Genomic DNA, 15,361 nt, shown 5'->3' with positions numbered 1-15,361 from the left:
CGCGCAGTCGTTTCTTCCAACGACCATTCTGGCACATTGCGATGCCGTGCGGGGAGGACGGCAACCACCCCATCTCGGGCGGCATGGTAAGGGACAATCCGGAGATCGCCCATCACATCGCGGAAGTGACCGCACTGGGCCGTCCCGGGCTTCCGGACGATATCGGTCCAATGATCGCTTCGCTCCTGTCCGAGGACAATCGCTGGGTCAACGCGCAACGGATCGAAGTCTCCGGCGGTCAGGCGATCTAAAAGCTGGCCGTTCCACAAACGGAACGCCACAGTGATATATGAAGCGGCCCGGAGACCACGTCCGGTCTTCGGGCAATGAGCAATAGTGGGCCTGGGCATTGGATGAAATGATCAGAAGCAGTCAGCACAGGCCCATGCTGAAATATCTGTACTGCACGATAATCGTGCTGGCCGCCTGCGTTCTCCTGCCATGCGCGGGATATGCCGGTGATCGCACCGCACCGGGGATTACTGGCAACATTCCAGATCCGGGCATCAATGAACGTGTCATGAATATACCTCTCCGTGCAGGCGGGTCTGTCCGGGCCATTTTCAGTTCCCCGGAGCGACCATTGGCAACGATCATCATGTTTCCAGGCGGAACTGGTGACATTGGCCTCGGGCAGGACGGGCGCATCCGTCATGGCGACAACTTCGTCGTGCGAACGCGTGGCGCATGGAACAGGCAGGGGTTTGCGGTTCTCATTCCGGATACAGTTGATCGCCTGAATCTGCGGGGGCAGCGTAGTTCCGCGCACTATGCCCAACTTATAGAGGATATCATTGCTTTCGTGCACAGACAGGACTCAGGGCCTGTTTTCCTACTTGGTACAAGCCAGGGCGCCATTGCAGCCGTCAATGGCGCGGCCCATGCCGCTTCAGGGGATATTGCCGGTGTCGTGCTGACTGAATCGGTATCCGTTATGGGCAGCAGCGGGGAAACCGTTTTCAGCGCCCATCCGGAGAAGGTGCAGGCTCCCGTTCTTATTGTCGCCAATCGCGATGACCGATGCAACGTTGCCCCGCCACAGGACGCAAAGCGAATTGGCGCGGCCATGACAGGCAGTCGTGAAGTCACCGTGTTAATGGTGGCAGGCGGCACAACCCGGTCTGAAAAGAACTGTGGTTCGCTTACACCACACGGCTATTTTGGCATTGAGGCAGAGGTCATTACCCGCATTAGTGCATGGCTGGAGGCCACGATCCGGGCAGCTTCCTTGAAGTAGAACAGCGCTCCTGTCGGCATACGGAGTGGTGTCTCTCCACCATCAGGCGTTTCTTATGGCGGCAGCCTGCACAGATAATCACCAAATATCGTATTTCCCGGAAGCTTGGGCTGTCTGATTATGGATTATTCCATCGCGAGGAAAGTGAAGCCAGCCGTCTCCTTGGTTTCTGCAAACATACGCGGTCAATCTCACTCACCAGCTTTGTTCCGTTGGACAGAATGGGCATACCGATCTCCCCACGTCTTGAGCGCCTGAATGACCGGCTTCAGCGTCTTTCCCAGATCGGTCAGGGCGTATTCCACATGTGGGGGCACCTCGGGGAAGACGGTGCGTGACACCAGCCCGTCGGCCTCGAGTTCGCGCAACTGGTTGGTCAGCATCCGCTGCGTGACGTTGGGCAGGCGGCGGCGCAGTTCGCCGAACCGCAGCACCCCGTCCTCGAACAGGTGATACAGGATCAGCGCCTTCCACTTGCCCCCGAACAGTTCGAGCGTGGCTTCCACCGTGCAGCCGGGACTGCAGGCCAGCGTGGTATGACGGATGCGGGGCATGGTATCATTCCTGACACTAGTGGCGGTTTATGTGCGTTCTTGCGCACACCGCAGGCTGGGTCAATGTTTACATGCGGGCCGGACGGATGGCCTGCATTTGTAAACAGGGTTGATTATGTCTCCATCTTCTTTATTCGGACCTGTGCGGCTGGGCGACCTGTCGCTGGAAAACCGGATCTTCCTTCCGCCGCTGACACGCTGCCGCAGCACCCAGCCCGGGGACATCGCCAACGCGCTGATGGCCGAGTATTACGCGCAGCGCACGCAGGCGGGTTTCCTGATTACCGAAGGCACGCAGATCGAACCCCGCGGGCAGGGCTATGCCTGGACGCCGGGCATCTACTCCCCTGAACAGGTCGCGGGCTGGAAACTGATCACCGATGCAGTGCACGCAAAGCGGCGGCCCATCTTTACGCAGTTGTGGCATGTCGGCCGCGTGTCCCACCGCGCATTGCAGCCCGGTCATGAGGCGCCGATCGCCCCGTCTGCCGTTGCGGCAACAGGTGTCAACGTGTTCATTCCCACCGGACCGGGCACGGGAAAGCTGGTGCCCCCCGACATGCCGCGCGCACTCTCCATTCCCGAAATCCATGCACTGGTGGAGATGTATGCGCAGGCGGCGCGCAACGCCCTGTCCGCCGGGTTCGATGGCGTGGAGATCCACGCCGCCAATGGCTACCTGATCAACCAGTTCATCTCCGAACGGGCCAATTTCCGCACCGATGCCTATGGCGGCAGCCTGTCGAACCGCCTGCGCTTCCTGCGCGAGGTGGTCGAGGCCGTCTCCGCCGTCGTCACACCCGACCGGATGGGCGTGCGATTTTCCCCGCTGTTTGGCACGACCGCAGAAGAACGCGTGTATCTCGGCCTGCTGGAGGACAATCCGGCGGAAACCTATACGGCGGCCGTGCGCGTGCTGGCGGAGGCAGGCATCGCCTATGTCTCGCTCGCCGAGGCCGACTGGGACAATGCGCCCGAAATGCCGGATGCCTTCCGCGCCAGCGTGCGTGACATCTTTGGCGGCCGCATCCTGTGCGCGGGCCGTTACGACCTGCACAAGGCACAGCATGTGCTGGGCCATGGCTGGGCGGACATGATCGGCTTTGGCCGGAAGTTCATCGCCAATCCGGACCTTCCCGCGCGGCTGGAACATGGCTGGCCGCTCAATCCGCTGGACCCGGCGACGATGTATGGCGGCAGCGCGCATGGCTACACCGACTACCCTTTCCATAATCAATAAACAGGGAAACGGACCAATGAGTTTTTACCAGACCCTCAACCCGACCACGGAAACCGTGGAACGCACGTTCGAACTGCATACTGCCGCGCAGATGAAGGCGATTGTCGATCGCGCGGACCATGTGTGGAAGACCGACTGGAAAAAGCGCGACATCGCGGCCCGTAAGGTCATCATGTCAAAGGCCGCCGACCTGCTGCGCAGTGACCGCGTGGCGCATGCGCGCCTGATCGCGACCGAAATGGGCAAGGCGCTGCCTGACGCGCTGGAGGAAATCGACATCACGGCCGATATCCTGTCCTTCTATGCCGATGGCGCGGCAGAATTCCTTGCGCCTACGCATCTGAAGGTCAAGGAAGGCCATGCAAAGATCATCAATCAGCCGCTTGGCCTGATCTACTGCATCGAACCGTGGAACTTCCCCTATTACCAGCTTGCCCGCGTGGCGGGGCCGAACCTGATGGCGGGCAACGTGGTCATCGCCAAGCACGCGCCCAACGTGCCGCAATGCGCGCTGGCCTTTGAAAAGCTGTTCCATGACGCGGGTGCACCTATCGGCGTCTATACCAACATCTTCCTCGACAACGACCAGTCCGCTGAACTGATCAAGGATTTTCGTATTCGTGGCGTCGCCCTGACCGGCAGCGAACGCGCGGGCCAGACGGTTGCGGCCGAAGCGGGGGCTGCGCTGAAGAAGGACACGATGGAACTTGGCGGCAGCGATGCCTTCATCGTGCTGGATGATGCGGACCTTGAACTGGCCGTCAAATGGGCGACATGGGGCCGGTTCGCCAATAACGGGCAGGTCTGCACGGCGGCCAAGCGGATGATCGTGCATGAGAAAGTCTATGACGCCTTCCTCGCGGGACTGAAAAAGGCGATCACGCAGTTCCGCATCGGCGACCCGCTGGCCGAGGGTACCACCCACGGCCCGATGAGCAGCAGGAAGGCACTCGACACCGCACTGGCGCAGACCGACGAGGCCGTCAAGGCAGGTGCAACGCTGGTGGCTGGCGGCAAGCGGATGGAGCGTAAGGGCTTCTTCATGGAACCAACCATCCTGACCAACGTGTCAAAGGACAACCCGGTCTTCTATCAGGAGATTTTCGGCCCTGTTGCCGTCGTGCACAAAGTTGCATCCGAACATGAAGCCATCGAACTGGCCAATGACTCCCCTTACGGCCTTGGCGGTTCCGTGTTCTCCCGCGACCTTGGCCGGGCGGAAAGGGTGGCCGAAGCAGTCGAGACCGGCATGATGTTCATCAACACGGCCACGACCGCGGCCCCTGAACTGCCTTTTGGCGGGATCAAGAATTCAGGCTTTGGCCGCGAACTGTCCTTCCTGGGTATTGAGGAGTTCATCAATCGCAAGCTGATCCGCGTCGCCTGATAGGGGATGTGTGTTTTCTGTCCCGGATAAAATCCAGTCCGGGGCAGAAAGAGCGTTTCCGAACCCTGAGCCGACCCGGTTGATCCGCTCACACCGCATGTTCAGGCATGAGAAGACCCTCCAGCCCATTACGATACTGCTCACGTCAGGAGACCAGCAGGCGTTTCCGTGTGATCTTTCCTGATACGGTGGTCGGCAGTTGCCTGACGAAGCGGACTTCTTTCAGGCCAATCCAGCGTCCGAGGACTTCGTTGACCCGTGCAACGATTTCCTCAGCAGAAGGCGCGCATGCCGCTTCGGGATCTGGCACCACATAGGCAACGGGTCGCTGCCCTCGCAGTTCGTCCGGAATTGCGACCACGGCACACGCATGAACTGTAGGATGAGTGGCGATGATCTTTTCGATCTGCACGCCCGAAATCCGCCGTCCTGCGACCTTGATGACATCATCGGAACGCCCGAGCATATGCACGGCGCGGCTGGCCTCGATCATGCCTTCGTCAAAGGTGCGGTAATATTTACCTGTTTCATCAAGATAAGTGGACGGAACGCGGATAGCCCCGTCTTTCCACATCCCAGCGATACAACCGGGCGGCAGCGGCAGGGAGAGGACAATCTCGCCGCACTGTTCACCCGGCATGGAGGGCACGATTCCCGGGCAAAATCCCGGCGCGGGTCGTCCGATGTCATTCATGAGCGGGACCGGCTCGCGTTCGGGCAGGCCAAAGAAATGCGCGGTGATGCTCCATCCGGTTTCGGTCTGCCACCAGTGATTGACTACAGGTTTGCGAAAATAGGACCGCGCCCAGTCCAGCAGGGTCGGATCTGCATACTCCCCGGCCACGAAAATGCGGGCCAGTGCGGGCAGGATCGCTCCTGACAGATGGCGGCTTTCCTGTCGCATGAGTCGCATCTGTGTTGGCGTCGTGAACAGGCATTTCACATCGTGCTCATGGCAGAGCGCGTGAGTGGCGGAAGCAGATGCGCCCCCTTCCACGATTACGCTGGTGCAACCGCTGATCAGCGGCGCATAGACGCCGTATGAATGGCCGACGACCCAGCCCAGGTCCGATGTGGTGAAGAAAGTATCGCCGGGTTTACAGCCATAGATAAGTTCCATGGACAGCGCGAGGGCTACAGCATGACCGCCATTGTCACGCACAATACCTTTCGCGTGACCTGTCGTGCCAGATGTGTGAAGAATATAGAGAGGATCTTCGGAACGCAGCATGACCGGCTCTACTGGCGCGGAGAGTTCCAGCATATGGAAATCATGATCCCGTACCGGCAAAAGCAAGGCCGGGCAGGCTTCACGCTGCACGATCACGCAGGCCTGTGGTCTGTGCGTCGTTTTGGCCAGCGCCTCATTCAGGGCAGGCGTGGATGGAATGGGCGTTTGCCCCTGAAAGCTGCAACTGGCGATGATGATGACTTTCGGTGCCGCGTCATCGATCCGCCGCGCCAGTTCAGGCCCGGCGTAACCGGCAAAGACCACGACATGGACGGCACCGATCCGCGCACAGGCCAGCATGGCGATGGCGGTTTCGATCATGGTCGGCATGGCGATCAGGACACGGTCGCCTTTCTCCACCCCCAGCGCGCGCAGGCCGCTGGCAAACCCGGCCACCCTGCCCTGTAGTTCCCGGTAGGTTACTACCTGCCGTTCCTTCGTGGCGCAGGAATGCCAGATCAATGCTGCCTGTTCACCGCGACCATTTTCAACGTGCCGGTCTACCGCGTTATGGCAGGTATTGAGCGTGGCATCGGGAAACCAGTCATGCCAGCCATCCTCCCGCGTCCTGCATGCAGTCACAGGAGCCTGCTTCCATGTGACGCGTTGCGCCGCAGCCAGCCAGAACTGCTCTGGCTGATTCAGCGCCGCATCGTACATCGCCTCGTATGTTGTCCATGGAAGCATGGCGCTTTACTCCGTTCAGGCTACAGGCACGTCTTTGCCGGTGATCTGGCTGGCCAGCCACGCGGCATCGCGCGAAACGCCGGAGAACCGTCCCGATCCCCAGGTGTGCAGCCATGGCAGGCCGAGGAAGTAGAAGCCCGGCGCATCGGTCACGCCACGATGCCAGACCGGCTTGTTGGCCCCGTTGAAGACCGGCACGTCGATCCAGCGATAGTTCGGACGGAAGCCGATGCACCAGAGGATCGAAGTGATCCCGGCAGCCTTCAGGTCGAGCGGGGTGTTACTGCCATCGGGTTCCCACACAGGCACATAAGGCGCTTCGGTCGGAGCCGTGATCCCTTCACGGGCGATGTAGGCGTCGATGGATTTCTTGATGTCGGCATTGGTCCTGTCTGCATCATCAAGGTTTTCCGTAAGATCCGGCGCGAAGTGCGCCACTTCATCGCGAATGGTCTCCAGCGTGCCATGCAGGCCAACGCCCTCCTTGGCAAAGAGCCGCAGATCAAGATCATGGCCTCCATTTCGACCGGTGACATAATGATTGGTCTTGTCGCGTGCACCGTCACGCAGAGGGTGATTATCCACCGTCAGGTCGTAGAAGTGCATGTCCGCCAGCCAGTCCACCACGTCTCGGCCACGGTAGAAGCGCGAGACGCGCGGGGCGGAGCCGACACAGAGATGGACCTTGCGTTTTTCAAGGAACAGGTCCTCGACAATCTGCGCGCCGGACTGGCCGCTGCCCACGACCAGAACTGCGCCTTCCGGCAACTGGGCTGCGTTGCGGTAATCCTGCGAGTGAACCTGATGGATGGCGGGGTCGATCGCGCTGGCATAGCCGGGGATGACCGCGTCCTGATAGGCACCTGATGCGATGACAACATGCTTCGCGTGCCACGTCTCACCACCTGCCACCACGCGATAGCCACCACCTTCATGGCGGGTGATGGAGGTAACGGCTGTGTGCTCGCGCAGGGGCGGATTGAAGGAGGCGACAAAGCCCTTCACGTAGTCAATGATTTCCGGCTTCACCATGAAGCCGTGCGGGTCTTTCCCCTTGTAGGGATGACCGGGCAGTTCGCACTGCCAGTTTGGCGTGACCAGGCAGAAATTGTCCCAGCGCTCATCATCCCACGAATGGCAGGCGGTCTTTGCCTCAAAGACGATGTGCTCCACCTTCTCGCGGCAGAGATACCAGCTCATGGAGAGCCCGGCCTGTCCGCCACCCACGATGATGACGGGAATGCTTTTCTCGTTCTGTGTCATGGTCGTTCTTTTCGTCTCAATAACTGAAAGACAGGACGCGCACCTGCGCGTCGGACTGGTTCAGGAAGGGCGCACCGGCCTGCCTTATGGCCTGAAGCTGGCCAAGGGCGCGGCTGCATGGGAAGCCGTAGCGGGCGCGAACCCGCTCGCTGGCGTCCGTCAGGGCGGTGTCCGCCTTTTCAAGAAACTCCCGGACCGGATAATCCTGACCGGGCGTGAAGTGGTCCCTTATGACCAGCGATGGGGAGTAACAGTCAGTCTCCTTCCCATCGGGCCAGCGTACGCGAAAGGTCATTTCGGGCATGGTGAAAGAACTCCTGAAGCAATGGCATCGGTGCGCGACCGCGCTGCCAGACACCGGTATGCGGGGAGGTGACGGCTGGCGACGTGGCCCCAGTCGAAACGGCGGGCCGTTGCGGGGCCGCTGGCCCGGAAGCGTTCGCGGTTTTGGGCGCCAAGGGCATCCCGCAAGGCCATGAACAAGGTGTCGGGGTACGCCGGTTGGCACCACAGCGCATCCGTTGCTGAAAAATGCTCCGTGAAAGGTGCGATTGCCGGCACAATAACAGGCGTGCCGCAAGCCAGGGCTTCCAGCGGGCACAGCCCGAACCCTTCGGTTACGGATGGATAGGCCAGCACGTCCGCCTGCCGGTAGAAGGCGGGCATGTCCTCATCCGCAACCGGCCCGGTGATGGTGACATGATCGGCCGCATTGCTTTCGCGCAGACGCGCCATGAACCGGGTGCGGTAGGCGGAATGATCCAGCAGCGAGGCCCCGCCCGCCACAACCAGATGCACGTCCGGCCGTTCGCGGCGCAGGGCCACAAACGCTTCCAGCAGGTGCAGCGTGTTCTTGCGCCGCTCAATCCCGCCTACGGACAGGATCAGGCGACGGTCGGCAGGCAGATGATACCGCGCCCGCAACGTGGCATCGTGCGCGGTTGGGACGTGCGAAAAGCGCACGGGATCAACCCCGTTGCCCACGACCGGGGCTTCGCGGCCATGGTCGTTGCGCAGGACATCTTCCCACATTGTGCTGACGGTAAACAGTTCGGCCGCCGCCCTGATCCCCCGTTCTTGCCGCGCGGCAAGGACCGGGTGCGTGAAATGGTCAAGATGGTGGACCGTGCGGGCAAAGCCCGGTATCCGTCCCTCTTCCACCAGTTCGGCCAGTGCATTGGCGCTGATCGGGTCCTGCGCGTGCAGCACGTCAAAATGCTGCCCGCGCAGGGCGTCCCTGATCTCGGCAATGCGGCGTTCCACCAGCGTTGGCAGGTCGGTCTCGGGCACAGCCGGGATGTAGTCTGTGGCGCAGCGGGGCGTGCGGAAGAAACCGGCCCCGGTCGCGTCCGGCGCGATGAGCGTGGCGTCGTGGCCTGCGTCGCACAGGGCTTCGGCCAGCGCCATGCCATGCACCACGCCGCCACGCGGATTGGTGGAATGGGTCAGGATGCCGATGGAGAGGCTCATGGCGCACACCCCATGAGAGGCATCCGGGCGAGATCCCAGAAGGTTTCCTTCTCGTCCGCCAATGTGACATCCAGCCGCTGCGTGCTGTTACACTGACCGATGACAGAAGCCGCTATGCCCCGCCCATGAAAGCGGGCCATGATTGCCCCGGCCGCCTCGGGCCGGGCCGTCAGCAGATAGCCATAGCTGGGGAATGCGGACAGCCAGCGTTCCATTGGTGCATCGTCGGGACGTGGAACGTCATCGAGCGTGATGGTCATGCCGATACCCGAACATTCGGCCAGCATGAGCGCGGTGCCCAGCAGTCCGGCCATGCTGATGTCCTTGGCGGCGCGGCTCAACCCGTCCTCGGCAATGCCGGGCAGAAGTGCGAGATCACCCCGAAGGCGCGCCGCCTCCTCGGTGCCGCACAGCGCGGAACTGGCATCCCAGAATGGGTGCGGGTCGTGCCAGCGGCCGCGCAGGTCGATGGCGGCGATCAGGACCTCGCCCGGTCGGGCATCGAAACTGGTCAGCAGATGACGGGCACGGCCAAGGATCGCGACTGACAGCGAATTATGGGTGCTGCGCATGTTGGTATGGCCGCCGACAACCGGCACGCCATAGGTGCGCGCACCTTCATGTAGACCGGTCAGAATGGACGCAGCCACCTCGGACGTATCGCTCCACAATGCATCCACCACAGCCACAGGGCGACCTCCCATGGCCGCGATGTCACTGATATTGACCATCACGCCGCAATACCCGGCAAACCATGGCATGGCGCGCACGAAGCTGTCCTGAAACCCCTCGCTGGCCAGCAGGAGATAGCCATCGCCATCCGGTATGGCAGCACAGTCATCGCCAAGGCGGATACCATCGCTTGTGTCCCGACCAAGAATTGCGACGGTTTCGGCAATATCCTGTTTGCCCGCAAGGGCCCGACCGTGTCGAAGCGTGCGCAGCAGTGCAGTCAGTTCGTGTGCCATCATGCCACCTGCCGGTTACGGGGCTGCGGGCGCAGCAGCCAGGTCTGATCCTGGCCATGCGCCGGATAGCGTGAGAGGTCGGCCTGCATGTCGTGATGCGGCAGCCCATGCAGGGTCATGGCCCCGAGGCTTTTCCAGTGCAGGCGGCGGAAGAACAACACGTTCTGTTCCTGTACCTGGGCCAGGAACCGCGTGGCCCCAAGCCCGTGTGCCGTGCTGACCGCCATGCGGATGAGTTCCGCGCCGATCCGTCCCAGTTTGCGGTGATCTTCATGGACAGCCAGACGGGAGCCGCGCCACACACCGGGTTCGGCTTCATGGATGCGCACGGCACCCACCACCCGGTCCGGCATGCCCGCCATGCAGCACGCCGCGATGATGGGAATGGCAACCGCGTCGATTGCGTCCCGGTCATCATCCGCAAAGACCTGCTGTTCGGTGCAGAACACGTCGCGGCGCAGCGCATGGTAGCCAGCCTGTTCCCACGGCGTGCGGGCCAGCCGCACGACATATTCCGTAGGGATGAACGGGCGGTCGTCCACGCCTTCGAGGATCGCTGTCATTATTCGTACGCCGAAAGGGAGGAACAGGCGCCACACCGGCCACACCCGGCGCGGATGTCGGTGGATTTCATGTTCGCCTCGCGCAACATCCGCCCGAGTGGTGCGAGCACGGACTTCATGAAATCGGCCGAAGGCGGCGCATGATTTTCCAGCGGTGTGCCGGAAATCGGCACGAACGGCACCACGAAGGGATAGACCCCGAGCGCAATCAGGCGTTCGGCCAGAGCCAGAATATCTGCGGCACTGTCGCCAAGACCGGCCAGAATGTAGGTATTGACCTGCCCGCGCCCGAAGATCGGCACGGCGCTGGCGAAAGCGTCCATGTAGCGATCCACGCTGACCGTGGCCTTGCCGGGCATGATCTTCTCACGCACCGCCTGTGTTGCGGCTTCGAGATGCATGCCCAGGCTGTCGGCCCCGGCGTCGCGCAGGCGCTGGAACCAGCCGTGATCGCGCGGCGGCTCGCACTGGACCTGAAGCGGCAGATCCACGGCCGCCCGAATGGCACGGGCTGATTCCGCCAGCACGGCTGCACCCCGGTCCACCACGTTGGGCGTGCCAGTCGTCAGCACCATGTCGCGCACGCCGTCGAGTTCCACGGCGGCCTTGGCGACCTCGGCCAGTTGTGCTGGCGTCTTGTAGGCAATGGTGCGATCGGCCTCCAGCGACTGGCTGATGGCGCAGAACTGGCAGGAGGTGCGCCGGTCGGCATAGCGGATGCACGTCTGGTGCACCGTGGTCGCCAGCGTGTCACGGCCATGCAGCAGGGCGATCTTCCAGTAGGGAATGCCGTCCGCCGTGCTCAGCCCGTAAAAGCGCGGGGCGGCCGGAAAATGGATCGTGCCCAGTGTCTGCCCATCGCGTAGCAGCGTGCTGGCCCCGTGCTGGTCCGGCGGGCTGGCCTGAAATGGGGAACGCCGCGCGCCAGATGTATAGACAGGGACCATGACGGTCTGGCCCGCGATGGTGATCGTCTTGTGATCCGAAGGACCGGCGCCTCCCTTGCGGGCAATGCCGCCGGTCTGCTCACCGATCTGCAGTCCAAAGGACTGTAGATCGGTAACGAGCTTGCGACCAGAAAGTGTACCGAGCGTCGGAATGGTCATGACGCAGCCTCATCTGTAGATGTGGGAACCGGATTGGCTTCCCCAACGTAATGAACGGTGCGGGCGGGCCGCCGGTCCTGAAGCAGGCTGAGCAGTTCGGGCCGGGCGTAATGCCCTACGGAATCCATCATCCGCTTGCGCTTGGTAATCAGGGCGAAGTCGAGATCGGCAATCACCATCCCCTCGCCTTCCGTCAGCGGCGTGCCCAGCAGCTTCCCTTCAGGCGAGACGATGGCCGTGAAGCACCCACCCCGCAGCGGCCCTTCCAGTGCAGGGTCGCCCGCTATTTCCTTGATCTGCCCGTCCGTCAGCCAACCCGTGGCGTTCACCACAAAGCAACCGGATTCCAGCGCGTGATGCCGGATGGTGACTTCCATCTGGTCGGCAAAGATCTGCCCTACCAGCGAGCCGGGGAACTGGGCGCAGTGGATTTCCTCATGCTGGGTCATCAGCGCGTAGCGGGCGAGCGGATTGTAATGCTCCCAGCAGGCCAGTGCGCCAATGCGACCGGCGGCACTGTCCACCACTTTCAGCCCGGAACCATCACCCTGCCCCCAGACCATGCGTTCATGGTAGGTGGGCGTGATCTTGCGGCGCTTGAGCAGGATTTCACCCGTGGCGTCGAAGATGATCTGGGTGTTGTAGAGCGTGCCGAAATCGCGCTCGTTCACGCCGAGCGCCACGACCATGCCGGTCTGGCGCGCGGCCTCTGCCACCATGTCGGTGACCGGACCGGGAATGACGACGGCGCGCTCGTAGAGTTCCAGATGCTCCCCACCGAAGCGGAAAGCCGGCTGGATGAACGAGAAATAGGGGTAGTAAGGCACAAAGGTTTCGGGAAAGACCGCCAGTTTCACGCCTTTTTCGGCGGCCTCGCGGATGGCCTGACAGACTTTCCGGGCAGTTCCCAGACCATCGTCACCAAGGACGGGGCTGATCTGGATGGCTGCGACGCGAACGATACGGGACATGGCTTGCGGTCCTCCCTTCGGCCTTCAGAGAGTCCAGGTATTGAGGATGAAGGCGTTGTCGCGCCGGGCCAGCAGGATGATGTCGAGCACGTCCTGCGGGTTGATCGGCGTGATGCCGGGGATCAGGTTCTGCTCGCCGTATCCGTAGAGGGCCTGGAGCGCGAAGCGGCAGGCATAGACCTTTCCGCCCTCTTCGAGGATTTTCGCGATCTGCTTGTTGCAGTTCATGTGCCCCGGAAAGGCTTCGTCGCCCAGACGGGGAAAGCCGCGCTGCACGCCAAGGGTGACACCCGGTCCGTACAGCAGCACCGACGTCTCGAAGCCCTTGCGGATCAGACGGGTGGCCTGCAGCAGGTTGACGAACCCGACCGAGCCTTCATTGGCGACGGTGTGGAAGGTGATAAGGGCTTTTTCGCCGGGCTGGGCTTTGACGTCCTCAAAGACCTTGTTTTCGTAATTGACGAAGCAATCGCCGTCTTTGTACGGAGCGTGTTCGACTTTCGGCATGATGTATCTCTCCATGTGGTGCGGTCTCTGGCGAAATGCCGGGGCGACCGCTGCACCGGGAGAAAACGTGACATGGAATGCGCCAACTACAAAATTTTGTATGGACAAGATTATAGGTACAAAAAAAACAAAGTGACGAATGGGAAATCATTTGAGACGGACGAAGGGAGACAATAAATTTTAATGCGCCATACAATGATAGATCTTATAAATAACTCACTGTTTTTGCTTGGTATTAAAATCACGCGTTTGTGAAAACGCCAGCGGCCTTGTTTCCTGTGAATGCACAGATTAACCGTCGAATCAGTGGGTTGCGACGATTCACGGTGTAACGACGAGATCACACAATATCGGCAAAACCGGGGGAGCGCTTGTGCTGCAAGACAGACATTACGCCATGCAGGGATTCCTCAAGGCTTGCCGCATCCGGAGCACTGCCCAGCGCAATACGGGCGCGTTGGGGGGGCTCGCCACTGATGGTGAAGACATTGCTTGGTACTAGCGCCAGACCACGCCTGCGGGCATAGGCAACAAAACCCGAACTGCCCCACCAATCTGGCAGTTTCAGCCAGACATGCGGTCCGTCGGGGTTCATGCAATGTTTCTCCCCCAACACTCGGCGGGCAATAGACTGGCGCAACCGCAGTTCCTTCTGAATGGCATGCAGGATCGTGTGCGCCTGTTCAGTCTGCATCCACCGCGCCGTCAGCGCGCTGAGCAGGCCTGCATTGGTCAGCGCTATGGCCCGGATGGCGGCCGTCACCCGCCGGGCCATGTCAGTATTTGGTAGCGCGACATAGGCTGTACGCAAACCTGGACTAAGCGTCTTGGAAAGGGTTGCCACATAGCTGACACGGCTGTGGTCAAGGGCTGCCAGAGCTGGGAGCGGACTGTCCATCAGTAGGCTGTAAGGGTCATCTTCTGCGATGTGCAGATGATGGCGCTGGGCGACCTTCAGGATGTCCTTGCGTCGTTGCAGGGACATCGTGGCCGTGATGGGATTGTGGATCGTCGGAATACAGTAGAGCAGTCGGGGATGATGTTCAGCACAGACCCGGTCCAGTTGATCCGGCATCATACCTTCCATGTCACTGTCCACGCCGACCAGGATAAGATCGAACTGTGCCGCTATGGTCCGGATGCCGGGATAGGCAATGCGATCAGTAACAATCACATCACCCGGCTGGGTGTGGGTGCTGACAATGGCCGCGAGCGCACTTTGGGCACCGGGCGAGACGAGGATTTCGTCCGTACGCCGCTGCCCGATGACGGGCGCGATCCATTTCGCGCCAAGCTGACGTTCTTCCAGCGTGCCGCCCGTTACCCGGTATGACATCAGGCTGTTCAGGTCCTGCTGTTTCAGGATGGCTGCGATGTCGCTCTGGATGATCCGCTGAAGCGGCGGTTCCTGCGGGATGGGTGGCAGGTTCATGGTCAGATCGACTACAGCCGGTCCCGTATGGCGCCAGTGGCTCTCGCCAGCGCCGACACGGACGAAAGTGCCTCGCCCGACCGTTGCGTCAATCAGGCCGCGCCGGTGGGCTTCGGTAAAGGCGCGTGTAACGGTTGTCAGGTTGGTTCCGATGTGGCTTGCGATGGTTCTTTGGGGCGGAAGCCTGTCGCCTTCTCTCAGATCGCCATTGCGGATAGAAAGCGCCAGTGCATCAACGAGTGTCAGATACATCGCATTCGGGCTTCGGCTGATTTCTTCTTTCCAGTGAGCCAGATAAGGATAATCGGACATGACAAAAAGCTTCCATATATTCGACAGACATTTATTCGCTCATATCCCATACAAACAAGGCAATAATCTACAAGATAGATTGCGGGCAGTTTGAGCGGTCAATGTGCGAGAGCATCCTAGCTGTCAGGTTGCGAGACGTCATTGGCGTAATCAAGGATGTCGTCGACCTGCTTCATGATGTCACGACCAGCCGGTTTGATGTGATCAGGATTACGGAACGCGGGATGTTTTTCAAGCCACGACGTGATGCATTGGGCGGGAGTTATGCCGCCCAGAACACGCTGCCGACGATGATTGTAAGCGAAACAGAAGCCTCTGAGCAGAATTTCCAGATCCTTATGGCTTGAGACACAGACCGGCAACACCTCTGTGGCGACACGGCCATTGAAGCGTTCGACCATTCCATTGGTCTGAGGGGAGTAAGCTTTGGTCC

The 15,361-nt window shown here is 61.0% G+C and carries 15 protein-coding genes and 1 pseudogene; 4 read left to right on the top strand and 12 right to left on the bottom strand.

From position 1 onward, the window contains the following. Together DV027_RS15940 and DV027_RS15935 are read left to right on the top strand one after the other, a co-directional pair. Nucleotides 1–251, top strand: a pseudogene (locus DV027_RS15940) (hypothetical protein); the annotation flags it as partial. A gap of 134 nt (nt 252–385) precedes the next feature. Further along, complete coding sequence (locus DV027_RS15935; protein ID WP_130732866.1) at nt 386–1,237, top strand: alpha/beta hydrolase; 852 nt, start codon at nt 386–388, stop codon at nt 1,235–1,237. A 191-nt stretch (nt 1,238–1,428) separates the two neighbouring features. On the opposite strand, the gene DV027_RS15930 is transcribed toward DV027_RS15935, so the two are convergent. Continuing rightward, nucleotides 1,429–1,791 (bottom strand): winged helix-turn-helix transcriptional regulator, encoded by a 363-nt coding sequence (locus DV027_RS15930; protein ID WP_130732865.1) that lies wholly within the window; start codon nt 1,789–1,791, stop codon nt 1,429–1,431. A gap of 115 nt (nt 1,792–1,906) precedes the next feature. Here DV027_RS15930 and DV027_RS15925 point away from each other — a divergent pair, with 115 nt between their 5' ends. Further along, nucleotides 1,907–3,031: an alkene reductase gene (locus tag DV027_RS15925; RefSeq protein ID WP_130732864.1), complete on the top strand. Its 1,125-nt coding sequence runs from the start codon at nt 1,907–1,909 to the stop codon at nt 3,029–3,031. A gap of 16 nt (nt 3,032–3,047) precedes the next feature. Next, nucleotides 3,048–4,418 (top strand): NAD-dependent succinate-semialdehyde dehydrogenase, encoded by a 1,371-nt coding sequence (locus DV027_RS15920; RefSeq protein ID WP_130732863.1) that lies wholly within the window; start codon nt 3,048–3,050, stop codon nt 4,416–4,418. Nucleotides 4,419–4,563: 145 nt separating this feature from the next. Here DV027_RS15920 and DV027_RS15915 read toward each other — a convergent pair whose 3' ends face one another. From DV027_RS15915 to DV027_RS15865, 11 genes are all read right to left on the bottom strand, one after another. Then, nucleotides 4,564–6,336 (bottom strand): AMP-binding protein, encoded by a 1,773-nt coding sequence (locus DV027_RS15915; protein WP_130732862.1) that lies wholly within the window; start codon nt 6,334–6,336, stop codon nt 4,564–4,566. A gap of 15 nt (nt 6,337–6,351) precedes the next feature. Then, complete coding sequence (locus tag DV027_RS15910; protein ID WP_130732861.1) at nt 6,352–7,599, bottom strand: MSMEG_0569 family flavin-dependent oxidoreductase; 1,248 nt, start codon at nt 7,597–7,599, stop codon at nt 6,352–6,354. A gap of 16 nt (nt 7,600–7,615) precedes the next feature. Next, nucleotides 7,616–7,903 carry an MSMEG_0570 family nitrogen starvation response protein gene (locus tag DV027_RS15905; RefSeq protein WP_130732860.1) on the bottom strand — a complete coding sequence of 96 codons (288 nt, stop codon included), beginning with the start codon at nt 7,901–7,903 and terminating at the stop codon, nt 7,616–7,618. Then, entirely contained in the window at nt 7,891–9,069 is a 1,179-nt protein-coding gene (locus DV027_RS15900) for an MSMEG_0565 family glycosyltransferase (protein ID WP_130732859.1), read from the bottom strand. Before DV027_RS15900 ends, DV027_RS15905 begins: the two co-directional genes overlap by 13 nt. Next, nucleotides 9,066–10,040 (bottom strand): sll0787 family AIR synthase-like protein, encoded by a 975-nt coding sequence (locus DV027_RS15895; RefSeq protein WP_207303522.1) that lies wholly within the window; start codon nt 10,038–10,040, stop codon nt 9,066–9,068. Before DV027_RS15895 ends, DV027_RS15900 begins: the two co-directional genes overlap by 4 nt. Then, nucleotides 10,037–10,600 carry an MSMEG_0567/Sll0786 family nitrogen starvation N-acetyltransferase gene (locus tag DV027_RS15890; protein ID WP_130732858.1) on the bottom strand — a complete coding sequence of 188 codons (564 nt, stop codon included), beginning with the start codon at nt 10,598–10,600 and terminating at the stop codon, nt 10,037–10,039. Before DV027_RS15890 ends, DV027_RS15895 begins: the two co-directional genes overlap by 4 nt. Then, nucleotides 10,600–11,706 carry an MSMEG_0568 family radical SAM protein gene (locus DV027_RS15885; RefSeq protein WP_130732857.1) on the bottom strand — a complete coding sequence of 369 codons (1,107 nt, stop codon included), beginning with the start codon at nt 11,704–11,706 and terminating at the stop codon, nt 10,600–10,602. The genes DV027_RS15890 and DV027_RS15885 overlap by 1 nt, the downstream gene beginning before the upstream one ends. After that, on the bottom strand, nt 11,703–12,677 hold the full coding sequence (locus DV027_RS15880; RefSeq protein ID WP_048883093.1) for a Nit6803 family nitrilase: 975 nt from the start codon (nt 12,675–12,677) through the stop codon (nt 11,703–11,705). The genes DV027_RS15885 and DV027_RS15880 overlap by 4 nt, the downstream gene beginning before the upstream one ends. Before the next feature lie 24 nt (nt 12,678–12,701). Then, a complete protein-coding gene (locus DV027_RS15875) occupies nt 12,702–13,184 on the bottom strand; it encodes an MSMEG_0572/Sll0783 family nitrogen starvation response protein (RefSeq protein WP_010512510.1) in 483 nt (160 codons plus the stop codon). A gap of 340 nt (nt 13,185–13,524) precedes the next feature. Continuing rightward, entirely contained in the window at nt 13,525–14,928 is a 1,404-nt protein-coding gene (locus DV027_RS15870) for an aminotransferase-like domain-containing protein (RefSeq protein ID WP_130732856.1), read from the bottom strand. 116 nt (nt 14,929–15,044) lie between these two features. Continuing rightward, a partial coding sequence (locus tag DV027_RS15865) for an integrase core domain-containing protein (protein ID WP_165399224.1) occupies nt 15,045–15,361 on the bottom strand: 317 nt, incomplete at its 5' end.

The organism is Komagataeibacter xylinus (assembly GCF_004302915.1).
Classification (GTDB): Bacteria; Pseudomonadota; Alphaproteobacteria; order Acetobacterales; family Acetobacteraceae; genus Komagataeibacter; species Komagataeibacter xylinus_C.
Note: the sequence above shows the minus strand (reverse complement) of the source record. Positions and strands in the feature narration are given on the sequence as shown.

Excerpts from the sequence above, each read along its gene's own strand:
- DV027_RS15935 (WP_130732866.1), top strand. The coding sequence starts at position 386 with ATGCTGAAATATCTGTACTGCACGATAATCGTGCTGGCCGCCTGCGTT.
- DV027_RS15930 (WP_130732865.1), bottom strand. The coding sequence starts at position 1,791 with ATGCCCCGCATCCGTCATACCACGCTGGCCTGCAGTCCCGGCTGCACG.
- DV027_RS15925 (WP_130732864.1), top strand. The coding sequence starts at position 1,907 with ATGTCTCCATCTTCTTTATTCGGACCTGTGCGGCTGGGCGACCTGTCG.
- DV027_RS15920 (WP_130732863.1), top strand. The coding sequence starts at position 3,048 with ATGAGTTTTTACCAGACCCTCAACCCGACCACGGAAACCGTGGAACGC.
- DV027_RS15915 (WP_130732862.1), bottom strand. The coding sequence starts at position 6,336 with ATGCTTCCATGGACAACATACGAGGCGATGTACGATGCGGCGCTGAAT.
- DV027_RS15910 (WP_130732861.1), bottom strand. The coding sequence starts at position 7,599 with ATGACACAGAACGAGAAAAGCATTCCCGTCATCATCGTGGGTGGCGGA.
- DV027_RS15905 (WP_130732860.1), bottom strand. The coding sequence starts at position 7,903 with ATGCCCGAAATGACCTTTCGCGTACGCTGGCCCGATGGGAAGGAGACT.
- DV027_RS15900 (WP_130732859.1), bottom strand. The coding sequence starts at position 9,069 with ATGAGCCTCTCCATCGGCATCCTGACCCATTCCACCAATCCGCGTGGC.
- DV027_RS15895 (WP_207303522.1), bottom strand. The coding sequence starts at position 10,040 with ATGATGGCACACGAACTGACTGCACTGCTGCGCACGCTTCGACACGGT.
- DV027_RS15890 (WP_130732858.1), bottom strand. The coding sequence starts at position 10,600 with ATGACAGCGATCCTCGAAGGCGTGGACGACCGCCCGTTCATCCCTACG.
- DV027_RS15885 (WP_130732857.1), bottom strand. The coding sequence starts at position 11,706 with ATGACCATTCCGACGCTCGGTACACTTTCTGGTCGCAAGCTCGTTACC.
- DV027_RS15880 (WP_048883093.1), bottom strand. The coding sequence starts at position 12,677 with ATGTCCCGTATCGTTCGCGTCGCAGCCATCCAGATCAGCCCCGTCCTT.
- DV027_RS15875 (WP_010512510.1), bottom strand. The coding sequence starts at position 13,184 with ATGCCGAAAGTCGAACACGCTCCGTACAAAGACGGCGATTGCTTCGTC.
- DV027_RS15870 (WP_130732856.1), bottom strand. The coding sequence starts at position 14,928 with ATGTCCGATTATCCTTATCTGGCTCACTGGAAAGAAGAAATCAGCCGA.